We start from the raw sequence: 23,616 nt of genomic DNA, 5'->3' as shown, positions 1-23,616 counted from the left end.
GACGCCATGACCGGACTCGAGCTCGGCGGACCTGCGCCCGACTTCACGCTGCGCGACCAGTTCGGCCAGGACATCTCGCTCTCGTCCTACCGCGACAAGAAGGCCGTCGCGATCCTCTTCTACCCCTACGCCTTCTCCGGGGTCTGCACCGGCGAGATGGCCGGGGTCCGCGACCGGCTCGACGAGTTCCTGACCTTCGACACCGAGGTGCTCGCCGTCTCCTGCGACCCGACCTACGCGCTGCGTGTGTTCGCCGACCAGGACGGCCTCAACTTCCCGCTGCTGTCGGACTTCTGGCCGCACGGTGAGGTGACCCGTGCGTACGACGTCTTCGACGACACGAAGGGGTGCCCGCGGCGCTCGTCGTACGTCATCGACAAGGCCGGCACGGTCCGCTGGGCGGTCCACAACGCGATGCCCGAGGGCCGCGACCTGGACGAGCACCTGCGTCAGCTCGCCGCAGCGCTCTGACCCGAATGTGGCCCACCACACGGTGTTGGTCTAGACCGAGATCGCCGATTCCGCGAAATTCGTCAGGAACGCGGGACAGCCGCCGATCCCACCCCTAATCTTTTGCTCGTTGGACCGCAGGTGACCCGAGACGCCTGCGGTCCGACTTCATTTCCGGGCCTTTTCCCGGCAGGCCCGACCTCGCGTAGTCTGTGCGCGCTCGCCGCCCTCCCGCGGTTCGAGCCGGGGCGTATAGCTCAGCGGTAGAGCACCTCCCTTACAAGGAGGTGGTCGGGGGTTCGATCCCCTCTGCGCCCACTCGTCTCGACCTCGCCGACCATGTCGGATATGGTTGAAATCGAAAGGGAGTAGTCCCCAACGGCTGTGCCGACATGCTGTCCCGCTCGCGGGACCGGTGCAGCAGGCCCGTCCGTCGTACGACACGTACGACGGGGAGGCGGACGAGACTTTCGACCAGATCCACGAACCCATTCATGGACGTGCCTGGTCGAAGGCGCGTCCCTCCGGGTGTCGCTCTCCGGCCCGGCCGGAGAGAGGACCTCACATGTACGCCCTTCTGCTCAGCACCGCCGTCATCTTCGTGGCGGAGCTCGGCGACAAGTCCCAGCTGATGGCGATGACCTTCGCCGCCCGCTACCGCGTGCGCGACGTGCTGATCGGCATCACCGCCGCGACGGCGATCGTGCACCTCGCCTCGGTGGCCATCGGCTACTTCATCGGCGACGCCTTCGCCGAGAGCCAGGGGGTGATCTCGGTGGTGGCCGGCGTCGCGTTCCTGGGCTTCGCCGCGTGGACGCTGCGTGGTGACGAGCTCACCGAGGAGGAGGCGGACAAGGCCCGGCGCAGCCAGGGCGCCGCGATCCTCGCGGTCGGCATCGCCTTCTTCCTCGCGGAGCTCGGCGACAAGACCATGCTGGCCACGATCACGCTGGCCACCCAGGAGGGCTGGCTCGGCACCTGGATCGGCAGCACCATCGGCATGGTCGCGGCCGACGCGCTCGCGATCGTGGTCGGCGCGATGCTCGGCAAGCGGCTGCCCGAGCGGGTGATCAAGTACGGCGCGGCCGCGCTGTTCGCGCTCTTCGGCGTGCTGCTCGTGGTCGACGGCCTTCTGGCCTGACCCATGCTGCTGGCCCAGCGGACTTCTTCCAGAAGGTCCGGTGTGCCTACGCCCGCGAGGAGTAGCGTGCCGAGCATGATCCGGATGCTGATCAGCGTGGTCATCCAGCTCGCTGCCAACACGCTGGGACTGATCGTCGCCGCTGCGGTCCTCGACAAGATGGAGGTGTCCACGACCGGTGTCGTGGTCGCCGCCGCCATCTTCACCGTCGTCTACGCGATCGCGCAGCCGTTCCTCACGCAGATGGCGATCAGCAAGGCGTCGGCACTGCGCGGGGCGACCGCCCTCGCTGCGACCCTGGTGGGCCTGATCATCACCAACTGGCTGACGAGCTCCGACACGCTCTCCATCAGCGGTGCCGCCACCTGGCTGGAGGCCACCGTGATCGTCTGGATCGTCTCGCTGCTGGGCGTCTTCGTCCTGCCGCTGATCTTCGTCAAGAAGAAGGTCGAGGACCGCCGGGCCCACTGATCTGGACCGGACCCATCCGTCTGCTCGACGGCTACGAAGCGCCTGTGGCGCGGATCACACCGATCCGCCCGGGCACAGACGGAGGACCGATGAGCGACACGAGCAGACGCAAGTTCCTGGCCGCGGCAGGTGTGGGGGCCACCGCGGGGACGATCGCGCTGACGACCGGGATGGCGAACGCCGCCGGGGCACGACGCAACGCCGACAGCGCGCAAGAAACGGTGCTGGCCATCGTCGACCACACGTCGAGCGAGCTGCGGCTCCTCGTCGGCGAGCGCGAGGTGGTCGTCGACGACCGCGACCTCGTCAACCGCATCCTCAACGCGGCAGGGGGACGCTGATGTCCTCGCACCGCGAAGCACCGGAGATCTCCAAGGACCCGGTGGCCGACGGCACCGACACCTACGCGTTCGTCAGCCCGGACCGACCCAACACGGTCACCCTGATCGCCAACTTCATCCCGCTCCAGAAGCCCGACGGCGGCCCGAACTTCTACGAGTTCGGCGACGACGTGCTCTACGAGATCCACGTCGCCAACACGGGGAAGGGGACGGCCGACGTCACCTACCAGTTCCGCTTCAAGACGCAGATCCGCAACCCCAAGACGTTCCTCTACAACGTCGGCCCGATCTCGTCGATCGACGACCCCAACTGGAACCGGCCGCAGTTCTACTCCGTGACCCGGGTCCGGAACGGCAAGTCCAAGGTGCTCGCCGAGAAGCTCCCGTGCCCGCCGGTCAACGTCGGCGTGCGCAGCACGCCCGACTACGCCGCGCTGGCGGCTGAGGCGGTGCACGCGCTCGGTCCGCACCGCGTGTTCGCAGGCCAGCGTGCCGACGCGTTCCACGTCGACCTCGGCAGCATCTTCGACCTGGGAGCGCTGCGTCCGTTCAACGAGGCGCACCTGATCTCGATGCCGAACATGAACGGCCGCAACGCCGTCCAGTCCTACAACGTGCACACGATCGCGATCCAGGTCCCGATCGGCGAGGTGACCCGGGGCGAGGGCATTCCGACCGACCCGGCCTCCGCCCGCTCGGTCATCGGCGTGTGGGCGACCGCGAGCCGGCGCAAGGGCCGCGTGTTCGACGCCAAGAAGGGCGCGTACGTCGGGAACGGCCCCTGGGTGCAGGTGTCGCGGCTCGGCAACCCGCTCTTCAACGAGGTCATCGTGCCGATGGCCGAGAAGGACGCCTGGAACGCGGCGAAGCCGGGAGGGGACGCCAAGTACACGAAGTACGTGAACAAGCCCGAGCTGGCGGGGCTGCTCCCGGTGCTCTACCCGGGCGTGTTCCCGAACCTCGCGGCGTACAAGAAGCCGAGGGCGGACCTCAACGCGATCCTGATGACCGGGATCCCGAGCGGCGTCGTGCCCGGCTTCCAGAACTACACGGGGTCGGTGCAGTCGGACATGCTCCGGCTCAACGTCGCTATCCCGCCGAGCGAGTCGCCCAACTCGCTCGGTCTGGTGGCCGGCGACGCGGCCGGCTTCCCCAACGGTCGGCGGATCGTCGACGACGTGGTGACGATCGAGCTCCGGGCGGTCGCCGGGCTCACGCTGCCGCTGGTCGACCCGTCCTTCACCCCCGACGGCGCCACCAGCGCCATCGAGGACGGGACGACCGACACCAACGCGCCGCTGCTGGACGTGTTCCCGTACCTCGGGCTCCCGGGCGGTGGCTACCAGACCGAGCCGGGCACCACGCAGGCCGCGTCGTGAGCACGCACGTCCACCCCCACGTGCACGAGAACCCGCACGCGGGCCAGGGCAGCGTGCTGCTCGACATCGGCGGCGACATCGGCGCCCTCGTCGTCATGACGCCGGAGTGGATGCTCGGCCACGAGGTCGAGATCGCGCCGGCTGACGAGGAGTTCGATCGGGCGCACCGGCCGCACGTCGCCGTCGTACCTCGTCCCGTCGCCGGCGGCGAGGTGCCGTCGCTGGTGTTCGGCGAGCTCACCGCGGGTCGCTACCGGCTGGCGGAGAAGGGCACGACCGACGTACGGCTCGAGGTCGAGGTCCGTGGCGGAGAGGTGACGTCCGCCGACTGGCCCACCAGCTGACCCCTACTCGCCCGTCACCTGTCGGACATGGCACGATCCGACAGGTGACGGAGCGATCGGTAGCCGAGCGGCTCGAAGGCCAGCACGTCCTGCTCACCGGGGTCACGGGGTTCGTGGGTGAGGCCCTGCTCCACCTGATGCTGACCGAGGTGCCCGGTGTGCGGGTGACCCTGCTGGTGCGCCCCAAGGGCTCGACCAGCGGCACAAGTCGGCTCGGGAACCTGCTGAAGAAGCCGATCTTCACCGACGTCGTCGAGGCGTCCGGTGGGATCGACGCGCTGATGGCGGCCCGGGTCGCGGTGCTCGAGGGCGACCTGTACGACGCCCCCGCGCTGCCGACCGACCTCGACGCCGTCGTGCACTGCGCCGGCGACGTCTCCTTCGACCCGCCCGTCGACGAGGGCTTCCGCACCAACGTGCAGGGTGCCCGCGAGCTGATGGCTCGCGTCCGCGAGGCCGGGCCGGACATCCACTACGTCCACATCTCCACGGCGTACGTCGCCGGGCGCCGCCGCGGCAGCATCCCCGAGGGGCCGGTGCCGCAGGTCGTCGACCTCGAGGCCGAGCTGGCCTGGGGGCTCAGCCAGCGCCAGGACATCGAGCACCGCTCGCGCGGCACCGAGGTGCTCACCACCGAGCGCAAGAAGGCCGAGAAGGAGCACAGCCGGGCCGGCCTGCTGACCGCCGCCAACGCCACCGAGGAGGCCCGCAAGCAGTGGGTCAAGGACGAGCTGGTCCGCGTCGGTGCGGAGCGAGCGCGCAGTCTCGGCTGGACCGACTGCTACACGTTCACCAAGGCGCTGGGTGAGCGCATCGTCGAGGAGCACGCGAAGACCAACCGGGTCTCGATCGTGCGGCCGAGCATCATCGAGTCCGCTCTCGTGAGTCCCTACCCGGGCTGGATCGAGGGCTTCAAGATGATGGAGCCGCTGATCCTGGCCTACGGCCGCGGTGAGCTGCCGGAGATGCCCGGGGCCGCGGACACGACGGTCGACGTCGTCCCGGTCGACCACGTCGTGGCCGCGATCGTCGCGGTGCTGGCACACCCGCCGGAGGCCGGCGCCCCGGCGTACTTCCACGTCTCGTCCGGCGACCGCAACCCGCTGACCTTCCGGACGCTCTACCAGAACGTCCGCGCCTACTTCGACGCCCACCCGTTCATCTCCGGCGACCGCGGCGCGACCCGTCTGCCGGAGTGGCGGTTCCCGGGATCGCAGTCCGTCGAGCGCCTCCTGAGCACGAGCGAGCGCGCCCTCAAGGTCGCCGACTACGTCATCGGCCACGCGCCGCGGGGAGACCGCACGCGCGAGCTGGCCCGCAAGCTCGACCAGCAGGGCCGGCGCCTGGAGTTCCTGCGCCGCTACATGGGGCTCTACCAGGAGTACGCGCAGGCGGAGCTCCGCTACTCCGACACCAACACGCTGGCGCTCTTCCGCTCGCTGTCGCCCGAGGACCAGGAGAAGTTCGCCTTCGACACCTCGGTCGTGGACTGGAAGGTCTACCTCCAGGACATCCACTGCCCTGCGGTGACGGCACCGATCCGTCGCCTCGACGAGGTGCGGGCCGCACGCAGGAAGCCGACCGCGACGGCGCAGAAGGCGATGGCCGAGAAGCCGGACGTCGCGGCGTTCTTCGACATGGACGGCACCCTGCTGTCGTCCAACGTGATCGAGACCTACCTGTGGCTGCGGCTGCAGGAGCTCTCGGGCACCGAACGGTTCGGGGAGCTGAGCCGGATCGCCGCGAAGGTACCGAGCCTGCTGCAGGCCGAGCGCCGCGAGCGCAGCGCGTTCCTCCGGTCGGTCTACCGCGAGTACGAAGGCGCTCGGCTCGACGACCTCGACGACATCACCGATGCGCACCTCACCGACCACGTGCTCACCCGGCTCTCGCCGGCTGCGGTCCGCAAGATCCGCGAGCACCGGGCAGCAGGACATCGCACGGTGCTGATCACCGGCGCGATCCGGCCGCTGACCCGGCCGCTGCGTCCGCTCTTCGACCACATCGAGGCCGCCGAGCTGGCCGTCGACGACCGCGGCGTCTGCACCGGCTACCTCGCCTCGTCGCCGCTGGTGGGGGAGTCGCGGGCCGCGTGGATCCGGCAGTACGCCGCCGACAACGGCATCGACCTGGCCGCGTCGTACGGCTACGCGGACTCGCACTCCGACCTGCCGCTGCTCGAGGCGGTCGGTCGCCCGGTCGCCGTACGCCCGGACGTGCCGCTCTTCCGCCATGCGCGAAAGGCGCGCTGGACGATCGTCGACTGGCAGAGCTCGAGCTCCAACACGCGCACGCTCAACCCGGCAGGTGGTCCGCGATGATGCTCGCGCTGGAGATGTTCCGATCGGTGCCGCGCACCGTGGCCGGCCGCGCGGTCGGCGGGCGGATGCCCGGCATCCTGTCCGGCTTCGCCGCGCCCCTGCGTCTGATGACGATCGCCGAGCCGAAGATCGACCGCCCGGGCTGGGCGCGCCTCAAGACCCGGCTGTCCGGGATCTGTGGCTCGGACCTCGGCATGCTGTCGGGCAAGACGAGCCTCTACTTCTCCGCTGTCGTGTCGCTGCCGTTCGTCCCGGGCCACGAGGTCGTGGCCGAGCTCATCGACGACTGCGAGGACCTGCCGGCCGGCGCCCGCGTCGTGGTCGACCCCGTGCTGACCTGCGCGGCGCGCGGCGTCGAGGCCTGCTCGGCCTGCTCGACCGGCGCGACGAACCGCTGCGAGCGGATCACCGTGGGCCACCTGGCCCCTGGGCTGCAGACCGGCTTCTGCAAGGACACCGGCGGTGGCTGGGGCCAGCAGCTCACGGCCCACCGCAGCCAGCTGCACCCCGTGCCCGAGGGCTTCTCGGACGAGCAGGCGATCCTGATCGAGCCGCTGGCGTGCGCGGTGCACACCGCGCTGCGTGCGGGGGTCGCCACCAACGACCGGGTGCTGATCAGCGGAGCGGGCTCGGTCGGGCTCTTCGCCACGCTGGCGCTGCGCCACCTCACCGACGCCGGCGAGATCATCGTGGTCGCCAAGCACGCCCACCAGAAGGAGCTCGCGCGCGAGTTCGGCGCGACCGAGGTGGTCGCTCCGGGCGAGGTCCTGCGGCGAGTACGCCGCTCGACGGGCGCCTTCCAGCTCAAGCCGGAGTTCTCCGCGCCGTACCTCCTCGGCGGCGTCGACGTCGCCATCGACGCCGTCGGCAGCAAGCAGTCGCTCGAGACCGCCCTGCACGCCACCCGGGCCGGCGGCCGCGTCGTGCTGTCGGGCATGCCCGCCGCGGCCGACCTGTCGGCCGCCTGGTTCCGCGAGCTGGAGGTCGTCGGCACCTACGCGTCGGCCCAGCACGAGGAGTCCTTCCGGATCGCGACCGAGCTCGCGGCCACCGATGCCGTCCAGCAGCTGGCGAAGAATGTCGCCAGCTATCCCTTGCACCGCTGGCGTGAAGCGCTCGACCACGCCCACTCGGCCGGCCGCCTCGGCACGGTCAAGGTCGCCTTCGACCCCCGATCGTCCCGATGAGGAGCACACGATGAGTCGCCCCGGTTTCGTCCTCGATGTCGACGACCGCACCCCACCACTGATCGTCCACGAGGGCCTCGGCTTCCGGCTGGAGAGCTTCCCGCTCGGCACCCGCGTCGTCTACCCGCCGGAGTCGCTCCCGGCGGTGCCGGACGTCGACCAGGCGATCCGTGACGCATTGCTGCACCCGCACGACATGGATCCGCTCCCGGAGCTGCTGTTCGCGGGCATGAAGCTGACGATCGCCTTCGACGACATCTCGCTGCCGCTGCCGACCATGCGTCCGCCGGACATCCGCGGCCGGATCATCGAGCACGTCCTGACGATGGCTGCCGACGCCGGCGTCGACGACGTCGAGCTGATCGCGGCCAACGCGCTGCACCGCCGGATGACGGAGGCGGAGCTCAAGCACATCGTGGGCGAGCGCGTCTTCCGTTCGTTCTACCCGCAGGGCAAGCTCTACAACTTCGACGCGGAGGACCGCGACAACCTCTCCCACCTCGGCACGACCGAGAAGGGCGAGGACATCGAGATCAGCAAGCGGGCCGCGGAGTCCGACCTGCTCGTCTACGTCAACGTCAACCTCGTCGCCATGGACGGCGGCCACAAGTCGGTGGGCATCGGGCTGGCGTCGTACAAGTCGCTGCGCCACCACCACAACGCCAAGACGATGGTGCAGTCGCGCTCCTTCATGGACCACAAGCACTCCGCGATGCACCACTCCGCCTGGCGGATCGGCCGGGTCATCAAGGACACGGTCAAGGTCTTCCAGATCGAGACGACGCTCAACAACGACATCTTCCCGAAGCCCTACGACTTCCTGCAGAAGCGTGAGTGGGAGTGGTCGATCAAGGACCAGGCCACGATGCTCGGGATGCGTCGGGGACTGTCGATCGCGCCGCCCAAGCTCAAGCACAAGATGTTCCACGACCTGCGCTCGGTCTACGGCCTGACCGGCGTCAACGCCGGCGAGGTCGAGGCGGTGCACACAAAGACGCTCGAGAAAGTGCACCAGCAGCACCTCGTCGAGGTGCAGGGCCAGTCGGACGTGCTCGTGATGGGCATCCCGTACGTCGGGCCCTACAACGTGAACTCGTCGCTCAACCCGATCCTCGCGACCTGCATGGGCCTGGGCTACTACTTCAACTCCTACATCGGTCAGCCCGTCGTCCGGAAGGGCGGCGCGGTGATCCTCTACCACCCGCTCAACGAGGGCTTCAACCAGCTGCACCACCCGTCGTACGTCGACTTCTACGAGGAGGTCCTCGCGGAGTCGACGGACCCGGCAGTGGTGGGGGAGAAGTACGAGCAGCAGTTCGCCGAGGACCCGTGGTACCGCCACCTCTACCGGACCTCGCACGCCTACCACGGCGTCCACCCCTTCTACATGTGGTACTGGGCGGCGCACGCGATGGACCACGTCGACGAGGTCATCTGGGTCGGCGCCGACCGCAAGGTCGCTGCCCGGCTCGGCTTCCGGGCCGCCTCGACCCTGGCCGACGCGCTCGAGATGGCGTCGGGCACGGTCGGCACGAGCCCGTCGATCACCTACCTCCACAACCCGCCGCACCTGCTGGCCCACGTGCGATGAGCTTCCTCAAGGAGTCGGTCGACGACGTACGCCTCGTCTCGCGGGGTTGGCGGTGGGGTCGGCGCGCCCAGGTGCCGCGCTCGGCGGAGGAGTACGTCCCGGCAGCGAAGTCGACGGTGTTCCCGAGCGACTGGTCGCGTCGCAAGCCCGCGATGGCCGCCCGTGAGGTGGCGCAGAAGGCCGGTCTCCAGCCGCTGTTCCGCTCCGTGAGCCGCACCCGGGTCGAGGGCCTCGACGTCCTGGCGCGCACCGAGGGTCCGGTCATCTTCGTGGCCAACCACGCCTCGCACCTCGACACGCCGCTGATCCTGCTGTCGCTCCCCGACGAGTGGCGGCGGCGTACGGCGGTGGCGGCCGCGGCCGACTACTTCTTCGACACCTGGTGGCGGGCCGTCGGTTCGTCGCTCTTCTTCAACACGTTCCCGATCGACCGCCGCGGCGGCACCATGGCCGCGACACCCGGGGAGGTGCTCGCCGACGGCTGGAGCCTGGTGATCTTCCCCGAGGGCACCCGCTCGACCGACGGCTGGATGGGCAAGTTCCGGATGGGCGCGGCCTTCCTCGCCAAGGAGCACGGCGTCCCGGTCGTGCCGGTCGCCCACCGGGGCACCTTCGCTGCGATGCCGCGCGGCCAGGGCTGGCCCGCGCGCGGGCGCCGGCAGCTGACGATCCGCTTCGGCGAGCCGATCTCCGCCGGAGACGACGAGTCGGTGCGCGACTTCGCGGCCCGGGTCAAGGACTCCGTCGCGGCCCTGCTCGACGAGGACCGGTCGACCTGGTGGGAGGCCAAGCGGCGCAGCGCCGACGGCACCACGCCCGATCCCACCGGCCCGCCGGTCGCCGCGTGGCGACGCGTCTGGGAGCAGACCGAGTCGCCCGAGCCCGACGCCCCCGCTCGCCGCCTGGCTGCTTGGAGGCGTTGACCCGGCCGGAACGCATGAGAGGGGTCTCATCCGCACCTCACGGCCACCTCACCGCACGTCGGCAGAGTCGTCCTCGTAGTCACCACCAACAACGAGGAGACACCATGAACACGCTGATGAAGACCGCATCTCTCGGGGTGGCCGGGGTGGCCGCCGCGGCCCTGATCGGCTGGCAGGCCCCTGCCCTGGCCGACCACGGCGCCGACGACGCCACGCCGGGCAACGTCAGCCACCGGCACGGTGGCGACGACGACGGTGCGAGCCACGACGCCAACGACGACCACGGTCGCCACCACGGGCGCGGTCACGACGACGGTGCGAACCACGACGCCAACGACGACCACGGCCGCCACCACGGGCGCGGCCACGACGACGGCCCGAACCACGACGCCAACGACGACCACGGTGGCGACCGCTGACCCGACCGTGATCGACGCACGGCCACGGATCTCTTCTGGACGGCGGGCTGGGTCAGACGCCGTGGGTGAGGTGGCCGTGCGTGAAGGTCGGTCGGGTGCCAGGGTTGGTCCAGGCGGCCGTGAGCTCGCTGGAGGGGAAGAACTGCAGGAACCTCGGGTCCGCCAGACTGGGGTCGGCGAGGGTCTTCTCGAGGATGATCGAGTTGTACTGGTCCGCGGTCGACTCGATGCTGTTGGCGTTCAGGATGATCTCCTGCTGCCACTGGTGGCTCCACTTGGCCAGGCCGGGCAGCTTCGAGTGCTCGGGGGTCAGCGCCTCGGCGGCGATCACGTTCTCGCTGCTGACCCAGATGCCGGTGTCGGTGTTGACGACGAGGCTCTGGTTGCCGAAGACGTGGCCCGGGGTCTTCACGACCGCGACGCCGGGGCCGAGCAGCACCGACCCCTCGATCGGTAGGAACGCCTCGGCGGGCACGCTGCGATAGGTGGCAGGCTGGTACCACGGCTTCTGCAGCGGGTGCAGCTCGGCCATCGCGGCGAGCTCGTCGCGCTGGACGATCACCTTGGCGTTCGGGAAGGCCGCGGTCGGCCGGCCGTCGAGGTCGTCCTGGTGGGTGGTGGTGCCGACCCATCTCCGCAGGTCCTGCGTGTGCAGGTGGTCGAACACCAGGTAGTCGACGTCCTCGGGACGGATCCCGAGCCGGCCCAGGTGGTCGAGGACGGTGCCGTGCTCGGTTACGACCTGCCGCTGGACGGCGCCGGGGATCTTCTGGCCCAGGTCGTCGAAGTACGGCGTGTAGCGGCCGAGCTCGTAGTCGCTCGGCTCGAACAGCAGGACTCGTCCCCGCCCGTCGGAGTCGGTCCACCTGATCACCAGCATCCGGTTGGTGATCGCCAGGAACGGCGCGATGGCGCGCGAGGCGCGGTAGAGGCCGAACCGGGTCGGGTAGGGGAGCGTGACCAGGTCGCAGGTCACGATGCTGTCCGGCGTCCCCGACGTCGGGAGCTCGCGGCGGAACGCCTCGCCCTCGGCCCGGACCTTCTTCAGCCGGAGACCCGGACCGCCGGCCACCTCGGAGAGGTCGGTGAGGGTGTCGATGCCGACCCCGACGCCGGGCAGGTCCACCACGTCGGTCGTGCCCCAGGGAAAGTCCATGACGCGGACGGTATACCGGCAGTCGGCCGCTCAGCGGGCGAAGCGATAACCCATCCCACGCACGGTGACGATCGACTCCGCGCCGAACTTGCGGCGCAGGTAGCCGACGTAGACGTCGACGACGTTGGAGCCCGGGTCGAAGTCCATGCCCCACACGTGGTCGAGCAGCTGCTCCCGCGACAGCACCTGGCCGGCGTTCGTCATGAAGGTCTCGGCCAGGGCGAACTCGCGCGCGGAGAGGTCCACGTGCTTCTCGCCGACCGCCGCCCGCCGGGTGCGTACGTCGAGGCGCACGCCACCCGACTCGAGCACCTCCTCGCGCGATGAGGCGTCGCCCTGCCCCTGGCGCAGCCGCAGCCGCACCCGGGCGAGCAGCTCGGCGAAGCGGAACGGCTTCGGCATGTAGTCGTCGGCACCGCCCTCCAGGGCGGAGACGGTGTCGCCGACCGAGTCACGGGCCGTCAGCACGATCACCGGCACCGTCGAGCCTTCGCCCCGCAGCCGGCTGAGCACCTCGAAGCCGTCGATGCCGGGCAGTCCGATGTCGAGGATCACCAGGTCGTGGCCACCCGAGCGTGCTTCGTCGAGGGCGTCGTACCCGTTGCCGACGATCGTCGTGAGGTGGCCGTCGGCCCGCAGGCCCTTGGCCACGAACGACGCGATCCGCTGCTCGTCCTCCACGATCAGGATGCGGGCCACGGTTCCTCCTGTGGTCTCTGCGGCAGGCTGATGACGAAGCGTGCGCCCGGATCGGCGTCCTCGACCGCCACGCCGCCGTCGTGCGCTCGCACGATGGCCGCCACGATCGAGAGGCCGAGACCGAAGCCCTCGTCACCAGGAGGTACGGCGCTGCGGCCGAAACGTTCAAAGATCGCCGCACGATCCTCGAGAGGCACTCCCGGACCCGTGTCGCGCACCCAGAGACGGACCACCGCGCCGTCGTACGACGAGCCGATCGCGACCGTGCCTCCGACGTGGGTGTGCTTGACCGCGTTGTCGGCGAGCTGGAGCACGGCCTGGGTCAGCCGCTGCTCGTCGGCCTGGATCTTCAGGTCGGCGGTCCCGTCCAGGAGCCACTCCCGGTCACCGAGCCCCCGCGCCTTGGCGACCAGGTCGGTGGTGAGCTGCTGGAGGTCGACCGGCCGTGGGGTCAGGAAGTCGGGCCGGTCGCTCTTCGCCAGGACCAGCATGTCGCTCACGAGGCGCGACATCCGGTCGGTCTCGTCGAGGAGCAGCTCGCGGGTCTCGGCGATCTCGGCCGGGCTGCCGGTGTCGAGCAGCTCGAGGTGGCCGCGGAGCACCGTGAGGGGGGTCTTGAGCTCGTGGCCGGCGTCGTCGAGGAACTGGCGCTGTCCGACGAACGCCGCCTCGAGCCGTTCGAGCATCCCGTTGAAGGTGTGGGTGAGCGCGGTGATGTCGTCGTTGCCGGTCACCGGGAGTCGTCGGGAGAGATCCGTCTCGGAGATGTCCTCTGCCGTCTCGCGCAGGGAGCGCAGCGGCGACAGCAGCCGCCCGGACACCCACGCGGCCATCGCGGTCACGAGCAGGAGGACCAGGGCCGCCGCGATCGCGTAGGTGCGCATCGTCTCGTGCAGCCCCTCCCTGGCCCGGTCGAGGAACGTGACCACCACCAGCGCCCCGGTGGTGTCGCCCTGCCGGACCCCCTGCACGCCGATCTCGAGCTCGCCGAACTCCGAGTCGACCCGGGTGGTCCCGTTGTCGGCGATCAGGGGGCGGACGGTGTCGGCGAGCCAGGTGCTGCCCGAGATCGCGTCCCACTTCGGTGACTGGGCGCGGACGCCGTCGTCCCACCAGCCGATCAGGAGCTCGTCGTCGGCCGGGACGTGCGTCTCCATGAACCGCCGGACCATCGCCTTCGGGCTCGCGAAGGTCGTCTGGTCCTGGAGCGTCGCCAGCTCGGCGAACTCCTGGTCGGACTGCGCGGCGATCTGGTCGTCCAGCCGGTGCGACTCGATCGAGTAGACGACGGCGCCGGCCACCACGAGGCCGACGAGCACGAGCAGGGCGACGGTCGCCGTGATCCGGACGCGGACCGACGGGCTAGTCCTCGCCACGACCACCGCCGTGGCCGCTGCTGCCGTGGCTACTGCCGTGCCCGCTGCTGTCGTCGCCGCCGTGCCGGTCGCCACCGTGCCGGTCGCCGCCGTGGTCGTCGCCGAGGTCGTCGTACGACGGGGTGATCACCTCGACCTCGGGAGTCGGGCTGGTCGACGGGCTGGTCGAGGGGCTGGTCGACGGCGTGTGCGTCGGGCTCGGGGTGCGGGACGGCTCGCGGATCTCGATGGTCTGCCGCGGTGCGGGGTCGTCGGCCGCGGACGCGGCGAGCGAGCCCACGACGTACGCCGTCAACGGGACCACCAGGGCCAGCCCGAGCAGGACCTTCCACATCGTCTTCATCAGGCCCACGATCCTGCCTGATCGTGGAGCGTTCGTGAGAGGTCGATGAGAGCACTCTCATCGTGGGTGACCGCACTAGGGTGGCTGGCGTCACAGCACAGGAGGTCTCCGCATGATCGTTCCGTTCAGTGTCTCGGACTTCATCGACCGTGCCGTCCAGGTCTACGGCGAGCGGGTCGGTGTCGTCGACGAGCCCGACCAACCGGCGCCGTCGCTCGGTGAGCTGACGTACGCCGAGATCGGCGCGCTGGCCAAGCGCCAGGCCGCCAAGCTCGACGAGCTCGGGATCGGTGTGGGCGACCGGGTCGCGATCGTGAGCCACAACAGCGCCCGTCTGCTGACGGCCTTCTTCGGGGTGAGTGGCTACGGCCGGGTCCTGGTGCCGGTGAACTTCCGGCTGCGTCCGGACGAGGTGCAGTACATCGTCGAGCACTCCGGTGCCCGGGTGCTGCTCGTCGACCCGGAGCTCGAGGATTCGCTCGCCGGCGTCGAGGCGGAGCTAAAGCTCGTCCTCGGCCGCGACGACGACCTGTACGCCCCTGAGGGCGTCGAGCCGCAGCCGTGGCAGCCGGACGAGAACGCGACGGCGTGCATCAACTACACGTCGGGCACGACCGCGCGTCCCAAGGGCGTCCAGATCACCCACCGCAACATCTGGGTCAACGCCGTCACCTTCGCGATGCACACGACGGTCAGCGACCGCGACGTCTACCTGCACACGCTGCCGATGTTCCACGCCAACGGCTGGGGGATGCCGTTCGCGATGACCGGTCTCGGTGTGAAGCAGGTCGTGATCCGCAAGATCGACGGCGCGGAGATCCTGCGCCGGGTGCGCGACTACGGGGTCACGGTGATGTGTGCGGCTCCCGCGGTGGCCGCCGCGGTGCTCGAGGCCGCGCAGTCCTGGGAGGGCGAGATCCCCGGCCGTGACAAGGTCCGGATCATCATGGCCGGCGCGCCGCCGCCGACGAAGACCGTCGCCCGGGTCGAGGAGGAGCTGGGCTGGGAGTTCATCCAGATCTACGGGCTGACCGAGACCTCGCCGCTGCTGACCATCAACCGCAGCCGGGCCGAGTGGGACGACCTCGATCCGCTGGAGAAGGCGACCAGGCTGACCCGGGCGGGAGCGCCCGCCCTCGGCGTACGCCTCGCGATCTCCGACGAGGAGGAGAGCGAGGGGGAGGTGCTCGCCCGGTCCAACGTCGTGCTCGAGGGCTACTGGGAGCAGCCGGAGGAGAGCGCGACCGCGCTGCGCGGCGGCTGGTTCCACACCGGTGACGGCGGCACGATCGGCGACGACGGCTACCTCACGATCAGCGACCGCAAGAAGGACGTGATCATCACCGGTGGCGAGAACGTCAGCAGCATCGAGGTCGAGGACGTGCTCTTCTCCCACCCCGCCGTCGCGGAGGTCGCCGTGATCGGCGTGCCCAGCGAGAAGTGGGGCGAGACGATCAAGGCGCTCGTCGTGCTCGAGGGCGGCAAGGACGCCACGGAGGCCGAGCTGATCGCCTGGTGCAAGGAGAAGGCCGCTGGCTACAAGGCCCCGACGTCGATCGAGTTCCGCGAGGAGCTGGCCCGCACCGCGACCGGCAAGCTGCAGAAGTTCAAGCTGCGCGCGCCGTACTGGGAAGGCCGCGACCGACAGGTCAACTGACGGCGACGGCTAGAACTTCTTGCGACCGAACATCCGGCCGATCCGGTCGGTCAGGGACTTCGACGGCTTGATCTGGACCAGGGTCGACCGGTCCGGCGGCGGGAGCTGCGCCGCCTGCTCGGCGGAGAGCGTGGTGCGGACGTACGTCGTGTAGATCGAGTCCACCTGCGGGGCGTCGACGAAGCGGGTGCCGTCGGCCGTCTGCACGACGATGCCGTCGAACACCGACACCACCTCGTCGACCAGCACGGACTCGACCGTGGCGAAGTCGTGGCCGTCGCTCGTCTGCACCGGGGTGCCGGGCTGCAGCGCGGTGTAGGCGATGGGGTGGACCGACTCGTCAGGCATGCGGCAACCCTACGACCCGATCCGCACGTGGAGGGTCGCTCCGTCCCCTACCTTGGCACCGTGACTGCGACCCTTCCCACGACCGACCTCACGTCCCGCGAGGGGCTCGCGCCGGTCATCGGCGTCCACGTCGGGCTGTTCGTGGGTGGCGCGGTCGCGCTGGCACTCGACGCACCTGCCCAGGGCTGGGGCATCTTCCTGGTCGTCGCGGCGTACGTCGTCGCGCTGCTCTGGGTGTGCCGCGCGACGGGGCGCGCCGACCTGCTCGCGCTGGCCGGCTTCGTCGCGCTGGTCTCGGTCTTCCAGGTGCTGCCGGACTGGGTGCTCGCCGACCTGGTGGGCACGCTGCGGTTCCCCGACACCGGGGGGCCGCGCGTCGACGACGTGATCCCTCTGGCGATGGCCGCGATGTGGGTCGCGCCGTTGTTCGCCGCGATCGCGCTGAGCGGCGGCCGGCCGGCGATGGCGGCCCTGCTGGCGGGCGTGATCTTCCTCGGCTCCGAGCTCCTCGCTCCGACCCTGGGCCTGTGGGAGCCCACCGGCGACACCCATCGCCTGCTGGGCGTGGCGGTCTACGTCGTCCCGGCGGAAGCGGCGCTCGGGTGGGCTGCGGCCACCGCGTTCGCCCTGGTCCGCACCAGCTCGCTGCCGGCCCGGATCGGTGCAGCGCTGGCGGTGTCGACCTTCTACCTCGGCGCGCTCGTGCTCACGCACTTCGTGATCGACGTCGCGGGCTGGCGCCTCACGGCCTGATCGGGCTCGCTACTTGGCGCGCACGTCCAGGACGACCTCGAACTCGAGGAGGTCGGCGCCGGTCGCCACCGGGTTGGCGCGCTGCCCGGCGTGGGCCGCGGCGGCACCGCCGTCGCGCCAGGCGGCGAAGGACTCCTCGTCCTGCCACTGCGTCACCACGAAGTAGCGGTCCTCGCCCTTGACCGGGCGCAGCAGCTGGAAGCCGAGGAAACCGGGGGAGCCGTCGACGGTGTGGGCGCGGTGGGCGAAGCGCTTCTCGAGCTCTTCGTGCGCCTCGGGCGGGACGGAGATGGCGTTGATCTTCACGACGGGCATGCGGCCAGCCTAGGTCGGCGAAGTTTTTTCGGCCGACCGGCAACCGGCGGCGACGGTTCCCACGAAGTACCAGCATGGAGAGCGGGGCACTGCTCGGAGTGCGTCTGGCCGGGCGCGACGAGTCGGCACTCGAGGCCGCGTACGAGACGTACGCTCCCAGCCTCCTCGCCTACCTGCGGCGGTACGTCGGCCCCGATGAGGCCGAGGACGTGCTCCAGCGGACCTTCTTGGACGCGTGGCGCCACGCGGAGCGCTACGACCCGAACCAGCGGTTCGCGAGCTGGCTGTTCACCATCGCGCACCGGCGGGCCGTGGACTCGCTGCGCGGTCGACGCCACCCGGTGGTCGACGTGGAGGCAGCCCGGGCGCTCGTCGGCGAGGACGGCCGAGAGACCGCCGAGCGCTATGCCGACGCCGCCGAGGTGCGTGCGGCACTCGACCAGCTGCCCGAGCACGAGCGACAGGTGCTCGACCTCGCCTACTACCAGGACCTGACCCAGCGCGAGATCGCCGCTCGGCTCGACGTCCCGCTGGGCACGGTCAAGGCCCGTGCAGCTCGCGGGACCAAGCGGTTGGCGACGCTGCTCGACACCGACGACGAAGGGGGATCGCGATGAACCATCCCGACCTGTTCGCCCTCCTTCGGGGAGAGCTGACCAACCTGGAGGCGACGGCGGCGGGAGCACACCTCGCCGACTGCGCCGAGTGCCGTGCCGAGCTCGCCGAGCTCGCCGTGGGCAATGCGCTGCTGTCGCGCGCGGTGCGCACCACCCGGGGACCGGGCGGTACGGCGGATCCGCTGCCCGTCGTACCGCCTCTCCCCAGGATGACCGTGCGCCGGACCCATCCGCGAGCGGTCGCTCTGCTGGCCGCCGCCGCTGCCGTGGTGGTCGGGGTCGGGCTCGGTGCCGCCGCGACGTCGCTCCTCGGCGGGTCGCCCGACGAGGGGGCGCCGGCCCGGACGGCCTATGCCTCGGTCCCGCTCGACGCGGTGGAGGGTCAGGCAACCGGCGTGGTGCGGATGGTCGAGGAGGGCGGGCGACGGACCGAGATGACCGTCGACGCTCCCGACCTGCCCGGCGCGGGACGGGGGCACTTCTACTACGCCTGGCTGCTCGATCCCGAGACCAACAAGATGCTGCCGCTGGGCCAGATCGGACCGAGTGGCACCGCCTCGTTCGATCTCGACGACGCGCTGCTCGACTCCTACAGCGCGATCGACGTGAGCCTCGAGGACGACGACGGCGACCCCGGTCACTCGGTCACGTCGGTCCTCCGCGGCAGCTATGCGGGCGCCTCCGCGTCCGCCTCTGCGTCCACCTCCTGACGTTCCACCTGATCTCACCCGCATGTCCCCTCTGAAAGGAAGATCATGAAGAACCGCATCATCACGACCACCGCCACCGCAGCTGTCGCCGGCGCCCTCGCCTTGTCCGGGCTGGCCGCGCCTGCCGACGCCGCGCAGGCGCCGAAGCTGGGCAACAAGAGCCTCGCGAAGGTCTTGGCCGCGGACGGTCACCGGTTCGACAAGAACTGGGGCGACTTCGACATCGTCGACGCCGCCGTGGCGGCCGTGCTGAAGGAGAAGCCGAAGAGCGCGGTCACGATCCTGACCCAGGGCAAGAAGCCGGTGACGGCGTTCCTGCCCACCGATGCGGCGTTCCGCTCGCTGGTGAAGTCCCTCACCGGGAAGGCGCCGAAGACCGAGAAGTCGACGTTCACCACGCTGGCCGGGGCGGCCGACATCGACACCATCGAGTCCGTGCTCCTCTACCACGTCGTGGCGGGCTCGACGATCACCAAGAAGCAGGCGCTGAAGGCCAACGGTGCCAAGCTCACCACCGCTCAGGGCGGCACGATCACCGTCAAGGTGAACGGCAAGAAGGTGACGCTGAAGGACGCCGACCCCGACGCCACCAACCCGCGGATCGTCGCCTTCGACGTGAACAAGGGCAACAAGCAGGTCGGTCACGGCATCAACCACGTGCTGCGCCCGCTCGACATCTGAGTCTCGCGCAGGGCCTCACGCAGGTCGTACGGCGTCACCGCGGCGGATCCTGCCCGAGCTCAGGGCCCGGAAGACCGATCCGCCGCGGTGACGCAGCGCCTCCTGGCCGCCCGGCCCGATGCTGGTCTCCATGATCCGGCACGGCGCGGCCACCCGGACGACCTCGAGCAGGACGTCGCCGACCTGGAGCCGGGCACCCGGCTCGCGGGGCACGGGTCCGTCGATCGTGATGTTGCGACGGGTCGCCTCCGGGGGCACCGGGGCGCCCCGTCGTACGGCGGCCTCCGCCAGGTCGTCGGCCGACTGCACGGTGACGTGCCGGTGGCGGGTGCCGTGGAACCGGTCGCCGACGATGCCGGCTCCCTCCTCGACGACCAGCTCGTCGCGGACCTCCATCGGGGCGTGCTTGGTCGGGGCGACGTGCAGCGCCGTGACGACCGTCCCCTCCACGGCGCCCATCCTCCCCGATAGCCTCCAGCCATGCCGGACCTCCACGACGTCGTCGCCCTGCTGCACGGGTGGTACCCGCCCGACACCGCGGACTCGTGGGACGCGGTCGGGCTGGTCCTCGGGCACCCGGGCGCCCGGGTCGACAAGGTGATGTTCGCGGTCGACCCGACCGTCGAGGTCGCTCGTGAGGCGGCGGAGTGGGGCGCCGACCTGCTGGTGGTCCACCACCCGCTCTTCCTCAAGCCGGTGCACGGCTTCGCCGCGACGACGCCCAAGGGCCGCACCCTCGCCACGCTCGCCGGGGCCGACTGCGCGCTGCTCACCGCGCACACGAACGCCGACCAGGCCGTCGGCGGGGTCTCGGAGGCGATGGCCCTGGCGCTCGGCCTGACCGACCTGGCGCCGATCCGCCCTGCGCCGCAGCCGGCCATGGACAAGCTGACCGTCTTCGTCCCGGCGCCGGATGCCGAGCGGCTCCGGGGCGTCCTCGCCGACGCCGGCGCGGGCCGGATCGGCGACTACGACCAGGCGTCGTTCTCCACCCCGGGCGAGGGCCGGTTCCGTCCCCTCGAGGGAGCGAACCCGACCATCGGGACCGTCGGCGCCGCCGAGGTCGTCGACGAGTCGCGGATCGAGGTCGTGCTCCCGCGTCGGCTCCGGGCCGCGGTCGTCGCCGCGATGCTGGGTGCCCACCCCTACGAGACCCCGGCGTACGACGTGGTCGAGCTGGCCGACCCGCGGGTGGCCGGCACCGGAACCGGCCGGATCGGCACTGTTGCTCCCACGACCCTGCGCGGCTTCGCCGAGACGGTCGCGTCCGCGCTCCCGCAGACGGCCGGCGGCGTACGGGTCGCTGGTGACCCGGACCGGTCGGTCGAGCGGGTCGCACTGTGCGGGGGAGCGGGCGACTTCCTGCTCGACACGATCGCGTCGACCGACGCCGACGTCTACGTCACCAGCGACCTGCGGCACCACCCGGCGGGCGAGTTCGTCGAGCGGGGCGGGCCGGCGCTGGTCGACGTGGCGCACTGGGCGGCAGAGTGGACCTGGCTCCCGGTGGTGGAGGCGCGGCTGCGTGCGGCGCTGGACGATACGGTGGAGACCCGGGTGAGCACCATCCGGACCGACCCCTGGCAGTTCCGCACCTGATCGAGGAGCACCCCCTGAAAGCCGATCCCGCCGCCCAGCTCAAGCTCCTCGACCTCCAGGAGCTCGATGCGCGTGCCGACCAGCTGCGCCACCAACGGGCACACCTGCCCGAGCTCGCCCGGATCACCGAGCTCGAGACCAGCCGCACCGAGCTCGACAACCAGGCCCGTGACCTGCGGATCGTCGTCGACGACCTCAACGTCGAGCAGCGCAAGGTCGACCTCGACGTCGAGCAGGTCAAGACCCGCCGCAAGCGCGACCAGGACCGCATGGACCAGGGGCTGATCACCAACCCCAAGGACCTCGAGCGGATGCAGCACGAGATGGTCTCCCTGGAGCGCCGGATCAGCTCGCTCGAGGACGACGAGCTCGAGGTGATGGGCCGGCTCGAGGACGCGCAGCGCGACCTCGACCAGCTCGAGCTCCAGATCGCCAACATCGACGAGCAGCTGGCGACGCTCGGCTCGTCCCGCGACTCCGCGGGCGCCGGGGTCGAGGCCGAGCTGGCCGACCTGGTCGAGCGACGGGGTCCCATCGCCGCCGAGGTGCCCGACGACCTCCTGGCTCTCTACGAGAAGCTCCGTGCCTCGAAGAACGGCGTCGGAGCCGCCGCGCTGCTCCAGCGTCGGTGCAGCGGCTGCCAGCTCACCCTGGACCCGTCCGAGATCGCCCGGATCCGCACCCTGTCGGAGGACGAGGTCATCCGTTGTGAGGAGTGCACCCGGATCCTCGTCCGGACGGCTGAGTCTGGCGTCTGATGCGGGTCCTCATCGAGGCGGACGGCGGGTCGCGGGGCAACCCGGGTCCGGCGGCGTACGGCGCGGTCCTCAAGGACGCGGAGACCGGCGCGGTCATCGCGGAGGACGGCACCACGATCGGGGTCGCGACCAACAACGTCGCGGAGTACTCCGGGCTGATCGCCGGGCTGCGGATGGCCGCCGAGCTCGCGCCCGGCGCGGAGGTCGAGGTCCGGATGGACTCCAAGCTCGTCGTCGAGCAGATGTCGGGTCGCTGGAAGATCAAGCACCCGAGCATGTTGCCGCTGGCGGCCGAGGCGGCGGAGCTGGCGCCGGCCGGTACGACGTACACCTGGATCCCGCGGGAGCAGAACTCGCACGCCGACCGCCTCGCCAACGAGGCGCTCGACGGCTTCCGCGACGGAGTCACCATCGCGGGGGAGTCGCTGGTCGAAGAGGTGGAGGAGCCCTCGACGAAGCCCTCGATGCAGAGCCAGACCCGGGGTTGGTCGCCGGACAGCGCGCCGACGACGGTCGTGCTGGTGCGTCACGGCGTCACCCCGCACACGCTCGAGAAGCGCTTCTCCGGCGGGCTGGCCAGCTCCAACCCCGGCCTCAGTGACGAGGGTCGGGCCCAGATCCGCGCCGCCGCCGAGTGGCTGTCGCCGATCGCCGATCGGGTCGACGCCGTCGTCGCCTCGCCCGTACGCCGCACCCTCGAGTCGGCCGAGATCCTCGCCGAGGCGCTGGGTCACGCGGTCGAGGTCGAGCCCGGCTTCGCCGAGATGGAGTTCGGCAACTGGGACGGGATGACCTTCGGTGAGGTGGGGGAGAAGCACCCCGACGAGTTGAAGAAGTGGCTCGGCTCGACCGAGGTCGCGCCGCCGGGCGGAGAGTCCTTCCGGGTCGTGCAGGAGCGCGTCCTGGCCGGGCTCGACCGGCTCCTCGAGTCCCACGCCGGCAAGACCGTCGTGGTCGTCAGCCACGTGACCCCGATCAAGGTCCTGGTCGCGGCGGCCGTCGACGCGCCGCTCGAGGCGGTCTTCCGGATGGAGCTCTCGCCCGCGTCGGTCACCGTGCTGAGCTGGTACGGCGATCGTCCGTCGATGCGGCTCTACAACGCGCTGCCTCCGGGGAGCGACGCGTTCTCGTCCGCCGCCACCAGGTGGTGAGCGCGAGGACCGGTTTTCCGTTGTTCACTCGTTCGTACGTAGATCACGTACACGTGTACGCGATCCACGTACGAACGTGTGAACAACCCGCGGAGCCACCAGTCAGAGCTCGCTGACGACCACGTCGAGCTGGGTGCCCTTGGCGGTCGGCTCGCCGACCTCGACGGTCCAGCCGAGGTCGCGCAGGGCGTCCGCCAGCTTGGCCGGGGTGCGCGGTGCGGCACCGCTCTCCAGCAGCGCGCGCACGATCCGGCCCTTGGTCGCCTTGTTGAAGTGGCTGACCACCTTGCGCTGCCCCTGGTGCTCGTGGAGCACGCGGACGGTTGCTGCACGCACCCCGTCGGGCCGCCAGAAGGCGCCGTACATCCCGCTGCGCAGGTCGACCAGCAGCCCACCACCCAGCGCGTCCTCCGCTGCCCGACCGAGGCACTCGCGCCAGACCCCGGCGACCGAGCCGAGGCCGGGGAGGGTGGCGTCGCCGGAGAGGCGGTACGCCGGGATCCGGTCGGACGGCCGGACCAGTCCGAAGAGGCTGGAGGTGACCGCCAGCCGCGCCGTCGAGCGGCGCTTGGCGGCCGGCGAGAGCGTGGCGACGTCGAGGGCGTCGTACAGGACCCCGGCGTAGACCTGGTCGGCACGCGCGGTCGGCGCGGTGCGGAGCGTGCGGTTGAGCTCGACGAGGTCGAGCTGGGTGCTGCCCACGCCGAGGACCTTCGCCGCGGACTCCGGATCGCCGCTGCAGAGCTCGACGAGCGCGTCCAGCACCCGCTCGCGCGCAGGCGTCAGCGTCGGGAAGTCGAGGGTCGCCAGGTCGAGCGGCTTGCCACGACGCGGCGCGGCCTTGCCCTCGGAGGGCGGCAGGAGGATGAGCACGACGTTATGGTGC

Annotated in this window: 27 protein-coding genes and 1 tRNA gene; 20 read left to right on the top strand and 8 right to left on the bottom strand. The window is 70.7% G+C overall.

All coding sequences use genetic code 11. From position 1 onward, the window contains the following. The first annotated feature begins 6 nt into the window (after positions 1-6). From ABLE68_RS22175 to ABLE68_RS22120, 12 genes are all read left to right on the top strand, one after another. A complete protein-coding gene (locus ABLE68_RS22175) occupies positions 7-471 on the top strand; it encodes a peroxiredoxin (protein ID WP_348874357.1) in 465 nt (154 codons plus the stop codon). 225 nt (positions 472-696) lie between these two features. Next, positions 697-768, top strand: a tRNA-Val gene (locus tag ABLE68_RS22170). 247 nt (positions 769-1,015) lie between these two features. Then, positions 1,016-1,591, top strand: a complete 576-nt coding sequence (locus tag ABLE68_RS22165) for a TMEM165/GDT1 family protein (RefSeq protein WP_348874355.1) — start codon at positions 1,016-1,018, stop codon at positions 1,589-1,591. A gap of 75 nt (positions 1,592-1,666) precedes the next feature. Further along, positions 1,667-2,062: a hypothetical protein gene (locus tag ABLE68_RS22160; protein ID WP_348874354.1), complete on the top strand. Its 396-nt coding sequence runs from the start codon at positions 1,667-1,669 to the stop codon at positions 2,060-2,062. 89 nt (positions 2,063-2,151) lie between these two features. Next, complete coding sequence (locus ABLE68_RS22155) at positions 2,152-2,403, top strand: twin-arginine translocation signal domain-containing protein (protein WP_348874353.1); 252 nt, start codon at positions 2,152-2,154, stop codon at positions 2,401-2,403. Then, positions 2,403-3,782: a DUF4331 domain-containing protein gene (locus tag ABLE68_RS22150; RefSeq protein ID WP_348874352.1), complete on the top strand. Its 1,380-nt coding sequence runs from the start codon at positions 2,403-2,405 to the stop codon at positions 3,780-3,782. Before ABLE68_RS22155 ends, ABLE68_RS22150 begins: the two co-directional genes overlap by 1 nt. Further along, positions 3,779-4,126 carry a hypothetical protein gene (locus ABLE68_RS22145; RefSeq protein ID WP_348874351.1) on the top strand — a complete coding sequence of 116 codons (348 nt, stop codon included), beginning with the start codon at positions 3,779-3,781 and terminating at the stop codon, positions 4,124-4,126. Before ABLE68_RS22150 ends, ABLE68_RS22145 begins: the two co-directional genes overlap by 4 nt. A gap of 44 nt (positions 4,127-4,170) precedes the next feature. Beyond that, positions 4,171-6,447 carry an HAD-IB family hydrolase gene (locus ABLE68_RS22140; protein ID WP_348874349.1) on the top strand — a complete coding sequence of 759 codons (2,277 nt, stop codon included), beginning with the start codon at positions 4,171-4,173 and terminating at the stop codon, positions 6,445-6,447. Next, a complete protein-coding gene (locus ABLE68_RS22135) occupies positions 6,444-7,634 on the top strand; it encodes a zinc-dependent alcohol dehydrogenase (protein ID WP_348874348.1) in 1,191 nt (396 codons plus the stop codon). Before ABLE68_RS22140 ends, ABLE68_RS22135 begins: the two co-directional genes overlap by 4 nt. Before the next feature lie 10 nt (positions 7,635-7,644). Beyond that, a complete protein-coding gene (larAH, locus tag ABLE68_RS22130; protein ID WP_348874347.1) occupies positions 7,645-9,225 on the top strand; it encodes an NPN-dependent hydroxyacid isomerase, LarAH14/15/16 family in 1,581 nt (526 codons plus the stop codon). Further along, entirely contained in the window at positions 9,222-10,148 is a 927-nt protein-coding gene (locus ABLE68_RS22125; RefSeq protein WP_348874345.1) for a lysophospholipid acyltransferase family protein, read from the top strand. Before larAH ends, ABLE68_RS22125 begins: the two co-directional genes overlap by 4 nt. A 104-nt stretch (positions 10,149-10,252) precedes the next feature. Further along, positions 10,253-10,567 (top strand): hypothetical protein, encoded by a 315-nt coding sequence (locus ABLE68_RS22120; RefSeq protein ID WP_348874343.1) that lies wholly within the window; start codon positions 10,253-10,255, stop codon positions 10,565-10,567. 52 nt (positions 10,568-10,619) lie between these two features. Here ABLE68_RS22120 and ABLE68_RS22115 read toward each other — a convergent pair whose 3' ends face one another. Genes ABLE68_RS22115 through ABLE68_RS22100 form a run of 4 tightly spaced genes read right to left on the bottom strand, consistent with a single transcriptional unit; the run spans position 10,620 to position 14,141 of the window. Then, entirely contained in the window at positions 10,620-11,723 is a 1,104-nt protein-coding gene (locus ABLE68_RS22115) for an MBL fold metallo-hydrolase (protein ID WP_348874342.1), read from the bottom strand. A 30-nt stretch (positions 11,724-11,753) separates the two neighbouring features. Continuing rightward, the gene (locus tag ABLE68_RS22110) at positions 11,754-12,422 is read right to left on the bottom strand and encodes a response regulator transcription factor (RefSeq protein ID WP_348874340.1); all 669 of its coding nucleotides are present in this window, start codon (positions 12,420-12,422) and stop codon (positions 11,754-11,756) included. Then, positions 12,407-13,798, bottom strand: coding sequence for a sensor histidine kinase (locus tag ABLE68_RS22105; protein ID WP_348874339.1), 1,392 nt, complete (start codon positions 13,796-13,798; stop codon positions 12,407-12,409). Before ABLE68_RS22105 ends, ABLE68_RS22110 begins: the two co-directional genes overlap by 16 nt. Next, complete coding sequence (locus ABLE68_RS22100) at positions 13,785-14,141, bottom strand: hypothetical protein (RefSeq protein WP_348874338.1); 357 nt, start codon at positions 14,139-14,141, stop codon at positions 13,785-13,787. The genes ABLE68_RS22105 and ABLE68_RS22100 overlap by 14 nt, the downstream gene beginning before the upstream one ends. A gap of 112 nt (positions 14,142-14,253) precedes the next feature. Here ABLE68_RS22100 and ABLE68_RS22095 point away from each other — a divergent pair, with 112 nt between their 5' ends. Beyond that, on the top strand, positions 14,254-15,798 hold the full coding sequence (locus tag ABLE68_RS22095) for an AMP-binding protein (protein WP_348874336.1): 1,545 nt from the start codon (positions 14,254-14,256) through the stop codon (positions 15,796-15,798). A 9-nt stretch (positions 15,799-15,807) separates the two neighbouring features. Here ABLE68_RS22095 and ABLE68_RS22090 read toward each other — a convergent pair whose 3' ends face one another. After that, a complete protein-coding gene (locus ABLE68_RS22090; protein WP_348874334.1) occupies positions 15,808-16,146 on the bottom strand; it encodes a hypothetical protein in 339 nt (112 codons plus the stop codon). Between the two features lie 60 nt (positions 16,147-16,206). Here ABLE68_RS22090 and ABLE68_RS22085 point away from each other — a divergent pair, with 60 nt between their 5' ends. Continuing rightward, positions 16,207-16,899 (top strand): DUF6989 domain-containing protein, encoded by a 693-nt coding sequence (locus tag ABLE68_RS22085; protein WP_348874332.1) that lies wholly within the window; start codon positions 16,207-16,209, stop codon positions 16,897-16,899. A 9-nt stretch (positions 16,900-16,908) separates the two neighbouring features. Here the strand turns inward: ABLE68_RS22085 and ABLE68_RS22080 are convergent, their stop codons facing one another. Beyond that, entirely contained in the window at positions 16,909-17,214 is a 306-nt protein-coding gene (locus ABLE68_RS22080) for an antibiotic biosynthesis monooxygenase family protein (protein WP_348874331.1), read from the bottom strand. Positions 17,215-17,288: 74 nt separating this feature from the next. Here ABLE68_RS22080 and ABLE68_RS22075 point away from each other — a divergent pair, with 74 nt between their 5' ends. The 3 genes from ABLE68_RS22075 to ABLE68_RS22065 are packed head-to-tail and all read left to right on the top strand — an operon-like array spanning position 17,289 to position 19,222. Then, positions 17,289-17,831, top strand: a complete 543-nt coding sequence (locus ABLE68_RS22075; protein ID WP_348874329.1) for an RNA polymerase sigma factor — start codon at positions 17,289-17,291, stop codon at positions 17,829-17,831. Beyond that, complete coding sequence (locus ABLE68_RS22070) at positions 17,828-18,541, top strand: anti-sigma factor (RefSeq protein WP_348874328.1); 714 nt, start codon at positions 17,828-17,830, stop codon at positions 18,539-18,541. The genes ABLE68_RS22075 and ABLE68_RS22070 overlap by 4 nt, the downstream gene beginning before the upstream one ends. A gap of 45 nt (positions 18,542-18,586) precedes the next feature. Then, positions 18,587-19,222, top strand: coding sequence for a fasciclin domain-containing protein (locus ABLE68_RS22065; protein ID WP_348874327.1), 636 nt, complete (start codon positions 18,587-18,589; stop codon positions 19,220-19,222). Between the two features lie 15 nt (positions 19,223-19,237). Here the strand turns inward: ABLE68_RS22065 and ABLE68_RS22060 are convergent, their stop codons facing one another. Then, a complete protein-coding gene (locus tag ABLE68_RS22060; protein ID WP_348874326.1) occupies positions 19,238-19,672 on the bottom strand; it encodes an MOSC domain-containing protein in 435 nt (144 codons plus the stop codon). Between the two features lie 30 nt (positions 19,673-19,702). Between ABLE68_RS22060 and ABLE68_RS22055 the strand changes: the two genes are divergently transcribed. From ABLE68_RS22055 to ABLE68_RS22045, 3 genes are read left to right on the top strand one after another with little or no spacing between them, the layout of a single operon-like run. Continuing rightward, positions 19,703-20,821, top strand: a complete 1,119-nt coding sequence (locus tag ABLE68_RS22055; RefSeq protein WP_348874324.1) for a Nif3-like dinuclear metal center hexameric protein — start codon at positions 19,703-19,705, stop codon at positions 20,819-20,821. Next, positions 20,713-21,579 (top strand): zinc ribbon domain-containing protein, encoded by an 867-nt coding sequence (locus ABLE68_RS22050; protein ID WP_348874322.1) that lies wholly within the window; start codon positions 20,713-20,715, stop codon positions 21,577-21,579. The genes ABLE68_RS22055 and ABLE68_RS22050 overlap by 109 nt, the downstream gene beginning before the upstream one ends. After that, positions 21,579-22,730: a bifunctional RNase H/acid phosphatase gene (locus ABLE68_RS22045; protein WP_348874320.1), complete on the top strand. Its 1,152-nt coding sequence runs from the start codon at positions 21,579-21,581 to the stop codon at positions 22,728-22,730. Before ABLE68_RS22050 ends, ABLE68_RS22045 begins: the two co-directional genes overlap by 1 nt. A gap of 102 nt (positions 22,731-22,832) precedes the next feature. On the opposite strand, the gene yaaA is transcribed toward ABLE68_RS22045, so the two are convergent. Beyond that, complete coding sequence (gene yaaA, locus ABLE68_RS22040) at positions 22,833-23,603, bottom strand: peroxide stress protein YaaA (protein WP_348874319.1); 771 nt, start codon at positions 23,601-23,603, stop codon at positions 22,833-22,835. Positions 23,604-23,616 lie beyond the last annotated feature (13 nt).

This window comes from Nocardioides pollutisoli, from assembly GCF_040045055.1.
GTDB classification, from domain to species: Bacteria; Actinomycetota; Actinomycetes; order Propionibacteriales; family Nocardioidaceae; genus Nocardioides; species Nocardioides tweenelious.
Note: the sequence above shows the minus strand (reverse complement) of the source record. Positions and strands in the feature narration are given on the sequence as shown.

Excerpts from the sequence above, each read along its gene's own strand:
- ABLE68_RS22090 (WP_348874334.1), bottom strand. The coding sequence starts at position 16,146 with ATGCCTGACGAGTCGGTCCACCCCATCGCCTACACCGCGCTGCAGCCC.
- ABLE68_RS22165 (WP_348874355.1), top strand. The coding sequence starts at position 1,016 with ATGTACGCCCTTCTGCTCAGCACCGCCGTCATCTTCGTGGCGGAGCTC.
- ABLE68_RS22100 (WP_348874338.1), bottom strand. The coding sequence starts at position 14,141 with ATGAAGACGATGTGGAAGGTCCTGCTCGGGCTGGCCCTGGTGGTCCCG.
- ABLE68_RS22115 (WP_348874342.1), bottom strand. The coding sequence starts at position 11,723 with ATGGACTTTCCCTGGGGCACGACCGACGTGGTGGACCTGCCCGGCGTC.
- ABLE68_RS22125 (WP_348874345.1), top strand. The coding sequence starts at position 9,222 with ATGAGCTTCCTCAAGGAGTCGGTCGACGACGTACGCCTCGTCTCGCGG.
- ABLE68_RS22080 (WP_348874331.1), bottom strand. The coding sequence starts at position 17,214 with ATGCCCGTCGTGAAGATCAACGCCATCTCCGTCCCGCCCGAGGCGCAC.
- ABLE68_RS22135 (WP_348874348.1), top strand. The coding sequence starts at position 6,444 with ATGATGCTCGCGCTGGAGATGTTCCGATCGGTGCCGCGCACCGTGGCC.
- ABLE68_RS22175 (WP_348874357.1), top strand. The coding sequence starts at position 7 with ATGACCGGACTCGAGCTCGGCGGACCTGCGCCCGACTTCACGCTGCGC.
- larAH (WP_348874347.1), top strand. The coding sequence starts at position 7,645 with ATGAGTCGCCCCGGTTTCGTCCTCGATGTCGACGACCGCACCCCACCA.
- ABLE68_RS22075 (WP_348874329.1), top strand. The coding sequence starts at position 17,289 with ATGGAGAGCGGGGCACTGCTCGGAGTGCGTCTGGCCGGGCGCGACGAG.
- ABLE68_RS22120 (WP_348874343.1), top strand. The coding sequence starts at position 10,253 with ATGAACACGCTGATGAAGACCGCATCTCTCGGGGTGGCCGGGGTGGCC.
- ABLE68_RS22155 (WP_348874353.1), top strand. The coding sequence starts at position 2,152 with ATGAGCGACACGAGCAGACGCAAGTTCCTGGCCGCGGCAGGTGTGGGG.
- ABLE68_RS22070 (WP_348874328.1), top strand. The coding sequence starts at position 17,828 with ATGAACCATCCCGACCTGTTCGCCCTCCTTCGGGGAGAGCTGACCAAC.
- ABLE68_RS22065 (WP_348874327.1), top strand. The coding sequence starts at position 18,587 with ATGAAGAACCGCATCATCACGACCACCGCCACCGCAGCTGTCGCCGGC.
- ABLE68_RS22150 (WP_348874352.1), top strand. The coding sequence starts at position 2,403 with ATGTCCTCGCACCGCGAAGCACCGGAGATCTCCAAGGACCCGGTGGCC.
- ABLE68_RS22095 (WP_348874336.1), top strand. The coding sequence starts at position 14,254 with ATGATCGTTCCGTTCAGTGTCTCGGACTTCATCGACCGTGCCGTCCAG.
- ABLE68_RS22160 (WP_348874354.1), top strand. The coding sequence starts at position 1,667 with ATGATCCGGATGCTGATCAGCGTGGTCATCCAGCTCGCTGCCAACACG.
- ABLE68_RS22045 (WP_348874320.1), top strand. The coding sequence starts at position 21,579 with ATGCGGGTCCTCATCGAGGCGGACGGCGGGTCGCGGGGCAACCCGGGT.
- ABLE68_RS22055 (WP_348874324.1), top strand. The coding sequence starts at position 19,703 with ATGCCGGACCTCCACGACGTCGTCGCCCTGCTGCACGGGTGGTACCCG.